5 protein-coding genes and 1 pseudogene are annotated in these 5,251 nt (G+C 65.4%); 1 reads left to right on the top strand and 5 read right to left on the bottom strand.

Features of this window, described 5'->3' with window-relative positions; genetic code table 11:
- Together EN993_RS30790 and EN993_RS30795 are read right to left on the bottom strand one after the other, a co-directional pair.
- A pseudogene (locus EN993_RS30790) lies at positions 1-314 on the bottom strand (LLM class flavin-dependent oxidoreductase); the annotation flags it as partial.
- Positions 315-427: 113 nt separating this feature from the next.
- Entirely contained in the window at positions 428-583 is a 156-nt protein-coding gene (locus EN993_RS30795; RefSeq protein WP_109664162.1) for a hypothetical protein, read from the bottom strand.
- 289 nt (positions 584-872) lie between these two features.
- On the opposite strand from EN993_RS30795, the gene EN993_RS30800 reads away from it, so the two are divergent.
- Positions 873-1,640 (top strand): SDR family oxidoreductase, encoded by a 768-nt coding sequence (locus EN993_RS30800; RefSeq protein WP_109664148.1) that lies wholly within the window; start codon positions 873-875, stop codon positions 1,638-1,640.
- A gap of 30 nt (positions 1,641-1,670) precedes the next feature.
- Here the strand turns inward: EN993_RS30800 and EN993_RS30805 are convergent, their stop codons facing one another.
- The 3 genes from EN993_RS30805 to EN993_RS30815 are packed head-to-tail and all read right to left on the bottom strand — an operon-like array spanning position 1,671 to position 5,178.
- Positions 1,671-2,615, bottom strand: coding sequence for an ABC transporter permease (locus EN993_RS30805; RefSeq protein ID WP_127265656.1), 945 nt, complete (start codon positions 2,613-2,615; stop codon positions 1,671-1,673).
- The gene (locus EN993_RS30810) at positions 2,615-3,667 is read right to left on the bottom strand and encodes an ABC transporter permease (protein WP_127265657.1); all 1,053 of its coding nucleotides are present in this window, start codon (positions 3,665-3,667) and stop codon (positions 2,615-2,617) included. Before EN993_RS30810 ends, EN993_RS30805 begins: the two co-directional genes overlap by 1 nt.
- Positions 3,667-5,178 carry an ABC transporter ATP-binding protein gene (locus tag EN993_RS30815; RefSeq protein ID WP_109664136.1) on the bottom strand — a complete coding sequence of 504 codons (1,512 nt, stop codon included), beginning with the start codon at positions 5,176-5,178 and terminating at the stop codon, positions 3,667-3,669. The genes EN993_RS30810 and EN993_RS30815 overlap by 1 nt, the downstream gene beginning before the upstream one ends.
- Positions 5,179-5,251: the final 73 nt, after the last annotated feature.

Here is a 5,251-nt window from a genome sequence, read left to right on the forward strand (position 1 = left end):
GGCTCACTGAGCATCCTCAGCGCCAGCCGACCGCCGCTCTTGGCGTCGATGGCAGCCAGCTGCCGCGCCGCCACTGTCGGCTCGATCACGCCCGCCCAGTGGGTAAGGACGACTTCCAGCGACGAGGTGCTATCCAGCACCTGGGTGGCAAGATCCATGTTGGTCAGCAACCCGGCCGAATCGTCGACGACGATCTTGCGGAAGCCGCCGTCCTCGATCAGCCCGAGCTTGGTCGCGGTATCGGCAAAGTCGTAGAAAAAGGGAACTGCGGCGTCGGCGGTCTTGCCGGGGACATGCGTGAACTCGATCGGCATTGCCATCTCCTCCGTTGTGTCGGGCGCGCGAAAGCGCACCGAGGATTCGGTTCATTCAACTCCGATTGCCTGCAAGCGGTGGGGCAGCAGCTAACCCCGGTCGATCTGACGACTCAGGGAATAAGACCCAGAACAACGGCCCCGGTGAACACAAACGCAAGGGCAAAGACGAGATAGGCGAAGGCACCGGCATAGGCCGGCCGAAAGGCCTGGGCACTGGCCAGCCTCTGGCCGTTGCGATCCGTCTGGGCGTTCTGGATATAGGACATATCGGCCTCCGTCTCGCCTGTTAATCTATAAAACTTGTAGACTTTGTCGATTGCTATTTTCGGGCGATAGGTAGAATAATTTTCTCTTGGATAGCTACAAATTGGTGGCTACTTGCTGAGAGCGCCCATCTGAGCGAGCGATCGACATGGGATGCCCGCTTTGCGTCGGCCCCTGAAGAGCCCGATGGCGTTGTCCCCGCTGCACCCAATTCGTGGATTGGCCGCCCGGCGCGGGCGCGGTAGCATCGCCGAACCAGCAAAGCGAAATCGTCAAACAGGGGGCAGAAAAATGGGCACGAGACTGGCCGGCAAGGTCGCTATCATTTCGGGCGGCGCGACGGGTATGGGTGGGGCGGCCTCGGAGCTGTTCGCCGCTGAAGGCGCCAAGGTGGCGATCGTCGACCGCAACGGCGAGGCCGCCGCCGCAACCGCAGCGACAATCAGGACACGCGGCCATGTCGCCGAGCATTTTGTCGCCGACGTCTCCGACGAAGCCCAGGTCGAAGCGGCAGTGAAAGGGGCGGCGGAAAAGCTCGGCCCGGTCACCGTGCTGTTCAACCACGCCGGCACCATCGTCATCAAACCTTTCCTGGAGACGACGGTCCAGGAATGGGACTGGCTGCATGCCGTCAATGTGCGCTCGATGTTCCTGATGACGCGCGCCGTGCTGCCCGGCATGATCGCGGCGGGCGGCGGCTCGATCGTCTGCACCTCGTCGATCTCGGCGGTGGCGGCGACTCCCAACGAAGTGCTCTACGACACCACCAAGGGCGCCTGCCACATGTTCGCGCGCGCCATCGCGGTCGAGTTCCGCGACCGCAACATCCGCTGCAACGCGGTCTGCCCCGGCTTCATCCGCACGCCGCATGGCCTGCGTGAGGTCGCCGATCTCGGCAGACTCGGCGTCGACGTCTCAGACGCAGCGCTGGCCGCGCAGCAAGGCCGCATCGGCGAGCCGGAAGAGGTGGCAAGGGCCGCGCTGTATCTGGCCAGCGACGAGTCGAGCTTCGTCAACGGCACGCATCTGTTCGTCGACAACGGCTTTACCGCGATGTGAGCAGCGGGACGCTGACAGCCGCCAGAGCTGTTAGCGCTCCTCGCGCCGAAACGGCTTGAGCAGCGCCGAGGGCGCCACCGCGTTGCGCGACATCACCGCCATGGCGACGATGGTAAAGATGAAGGGCAGCATCAGGAATGCCTCGTAGGGGATGTGCCCGAGGCCGCTGGCCTGCATGCGCAGCTGCAAGGCATCGACGAAGGCGAACAGCAGTGCCGCCCCCGCCGAGCGCCACGGATCCCAGCGGCCGAAGACCACAAGCGCAATTGCTACCCAACCTCGCCCCGACACGACGCCGAAGGTGAAAGCGTTGAACTGCGCCATCGACAGGAAGGCGCCGGCCAGCCCCATCAGCGCACCGCCGAGGACAACCGCCTGGAAGCGTGTGGCGATGACACTGACGCCGGCCGAATCGGCGGCGCGTGGGTTTTCGCCGACCATGCGCACCGACAGGCCCCATGGCGTGCGGTACAGCACGAAGGCAGCCAGCGGAATGGCCAGGATCGCCATATAAACCAGCGCAAACTGGTTGAACACCGCCGGCCCGAGCACCGGAATGTCGGAGAGGACCGGGATCGGCAGTGTCTGAAAACCCTTGATGTTGGGCGGCACCGACTGCTGGCCGAAGATCAGCCGGTAGAGGAAATAGGCGAGGCCCGACGAGAACAATGTCACGCCGATGCCGCAGACATGCTGGCTGAGGCCGAGCACCACCGTGAACAGCGCGTGCAGCGCGCCCATCAGCATGCCGGTCAGCACAGCCGCCAGCACGCCGAGCCACAGGCTGCCGCTGAGGCTGGCGGCAGTGAAGCCGGTCATCGCCGACAACAGCATGATGCCTTCGATGCCGAGATTGAGCACGCCGGCCCGCTCGGAGAACATTTCGCCGAGCGTCGCAAAAGCCAGCGGCGTGGCGATGCGGATGATCGCGGCGAGGAAGCCTACCTGAAAGATCTGTTCGAACACTGCGCTCATCAGGCAGCCCCGACGCGGCGGATGCGATAGGCGGTGAACAGCAGCGCCACCAGCATGGCAAGCAATGCGGTGCCCTGGATGACGTCACTGAGGAAGGCCGGCACGCCGGTCGCCCGCGACATCGCCTCGGCGCCAGTCATCACGGCGGCAAGGAAGATCGCCGCCGGCACGACGCCAAGCGGGTTGAGCCGCGCCAGCATGGCAACGACGATGCCGGAATAGCCGTAGCCCGGCGAGATATCGCTCATCACCTGGAAATGCACGCCGCCGACCTCGCCGACACCGGCCAACCCAGCCAGCGCGCCGGACAGCAGCGCCGTCGAGATCAGCACGCGCTCGACATGGATGCCGCCATATCTGGCGGCTTCCGGGTTTTCGCCGGTGACCCTGATGCGGAAGCCGAGCGTCGTGCGCACGATCAGGAACCAGATCAACGGTGCCGCAATCAGTGCCACGACGACGCCGAGATGCAGCCGCGTGCCTTCGAGCAGCACCGGGAAATTGGCCGAATCCTCGATCGGCGGCGAGATCGGATAGCCGCTGAAACTGTCTTTCCACGGCCCCTCGATCAGGGCCATCAGCGCGTAGTAGATGACCGAGTTGAGCAACAGCGAACTGACGACATCGTCGACCTTGAATTTTACTCTGAGCGTCGCCGGCACCAGCGCGACCGCGGCTCCCGCGGCGGCACCCGCCAACGCCATCAACACCATGGCGAGCGGCCCCGGCATCGGAATGGCGCCGACAAAGCAACTGGCCACCGCGCCGGCCAGCAACTGACCCTCGGCGCCGATGTTCCAGAATTTGGCTCGGAAGGCGACCGCTACCGCCAGCCCGGTGAAGATCATCGGCGCCGCGCGCACCATCGTTTCGGTGATCGCATAGCTGTCGCCGAGCGAGGCCGTGAACATCACGCCGTAGGCTTCAAGCACGCCGGCGCCTGCCAGCGCGATCAGGCCGCTGCACAAGATGAGCGTTGCTCCGATCGCCAGCAGCGGCAAAGCCAGATTGAACCAGGCGGGCGTTGACGTGCGGACTTCCAGGCGAAACATCAGCTGTGACCCTCCGCGCCGGTCATCATCAGGCCCAGCCGGGCGACCGTCGCATCGGCGCTGTCGAGCGTGCCGACGATGCGGCCCTCATACATCACCGCGATGCGGTCGCAGAGCACCAGCAGCTCTTCGAGATCCTCGCCGATGACGATGATGCCGCAGCCCTTGGCCCGCATGTCGAGGAACTTTTCGTGGATGAAGCGCGCAGCGCCGATATCGAGCCCGCGCGTCGGCTGCGAGACAACAAGCACCTTCGGATCGAAGGCGAGTTCGCGCGCCAAAAGCGCCTTCTGCAGATTGCCGCCGGACAGCGCCCCGGCGCGTGTCATCGGCCCGGGGCACCTGATATCATAGGCGTTGATCTGCGCCTCGGCAAAGGCGCGGATCGCATCCGGCTTGAGCAAGCCACCGCTGCTGAAAGCGGCGGTACCGATGCGCGGCAACACCATCGAATCGGCGAGTGGCAGGTTGGTCACCAACCCGGTCGTCATGCGGTCTTCCGGGATGCGGCCAAGACCGAGCGCCTGCACCTCGCGCGGCGAAAACCGCGAGACCTTGCTGCCGGCGATCGTCATCTGACCGGCATCGGGCACGCGTGTCCCGGAGATCACCTCCGCCAGCGCCCGCTGGCCATTGCCCGACACGCCGGCAATGCCGAGGATCTCGCCGGCACGGACGGCAAGCGATACGTCGCGCAGCGGCGTGCCCGAGTGCTTTGAGGTCGAAATGCCGTCGAGGGTCAGCACCGCGGCACCGGGCGTCGACGGTCCCCTCGCCGGCGGCACGATCTCATGGCCGCACATCAGTGTTGCCATCTCCGAGGATGTCGTGTTGGCCGGGTCATCGACGCGGCCGGCAACGCGGCCATGCCGCAGCACCGTGCAGCGATGCGTCAGCGCCCGCACCTCGTTGAGTTTGTGCGAGATGAAGATGATGCCGAGGCCTTGTGCGGCCATCGAGCGCAACGCCGAAAACAGTCCGTCGACCTCGCTCGGCGCCAGCACCGCCGTCGGCTCGTCGAGGATCAAGAGCCTCGCACCGCGAAACAGCGCCTTGACGATTTCGAGCCGCTGCTGCTCGCCGACCGACAGCGCCGAGACCGGCAGGTTCGGGTCAAGCGTCAGCCCATGCTGGCGGCCTATCTCGGCGAGCCGCGCCAGCCCACCGGCGCGGTCGATCCGGCCTGTCTTGCCGGGAATGCCTATCAAAAGGTTTTCCAGCACAGTGAGCCGCGGCGCGAGGTGAAAATGCTGGTGCACCATGCCGATGCCGGCGGCCAGCGCATCGGCCGAACTGGTGATCCTGACCGGTTGGCCCTGGATGAGGATTTCACCCGCGTCCGGCGCATAGGCGCCGAACAGCACATTCATCAGCGTCGTCTTGCCGGCGCCGTTCTCGCCCAGCAGCCCGAGGATTTCTCCGGGCGCCACGCTGAGATCGACAGCCTCGTTCGCCTTGACGGCGCCGAACCGTTTGGTGATGCCGCGCATTTCGATGAGGGGGGCGGGCAAGGGCAAGGCAGGGTCCTGGTGGGGTTGGAGCGGCTCCTCACCCTCCCCCTTGTGGGGAGGGTCGGCTTACGAT

Origin of the sequence: Mesorhizobium sp. M7D.F.Ca.US.004.01.2.1 (assembly GCF_003997785.1) — a bacterium.
In the GTDB taxonomy this organism is placed as follows: domain Bacteria; phylum Pseudomonadota; class Alphaproteobacteria; order Rhizobiales; family Rhizobiaceae; genus Mesorhizobium; species Mesorhizobium loti.